This window comes from Mediterraneibacter sp. 210702-DFI.5.30 (assembly GCF_020560115.1).
Classification (GTDB): domain Bacteria; phylum Bacillota; class Clostridia; order Lachnospirales; family Lachnospiraceae; genus Mediterraneibacter; species Mediterraneibacter faecis.
The window spans coordinates 1-289 of the sequence record NZ_JAJCME010000059.1 but is presented as its reverse complement, the minus strand read 5'-3'; the positions used below and the strand labels follow the sequence as shown (position 1 = coordinate 289).

The window sequence follows — 289 nt, the reverse complement described above, 5'->3', positions numbered from 1 at the left end:
CGATCGTACCACGTGGCCGCGCCGGTGGGTATGCAATCATGCTGCCGCGTGAAGACCAGATGTTGATGAGCAAGAAAAATGCTGAAGAGCAGATTGCTGGTCTGATGGGTGGCCGGGCAGCTGAAGAAATCATCTTCCATTCACAGTCGTCCGGGGCTTCCAATGACTTTGAACAGGCAACGCAGATTGCGCGGGCCATGGTTACCCAATACGGGATGAGCGACAAGATCGGTCCGGTTGAGCTGCAGAGCTCTGGACAGGTTTTTGCTGGCCAAGGCTACGATCAGGC

1 pseudogene is annotated in these 289 nt (G+C 55.7%); it reads left to right on the top strand.

The features are described 5' to 3' along the window. Nucleotides 1-38: 38 nt before the first annotated feature. Nucleotides 39-289, top strand: a pseudogene (locus LI126_RS14675) (ATP-dependent zinc metalloprotease FtsH); the annotation flags it as partial.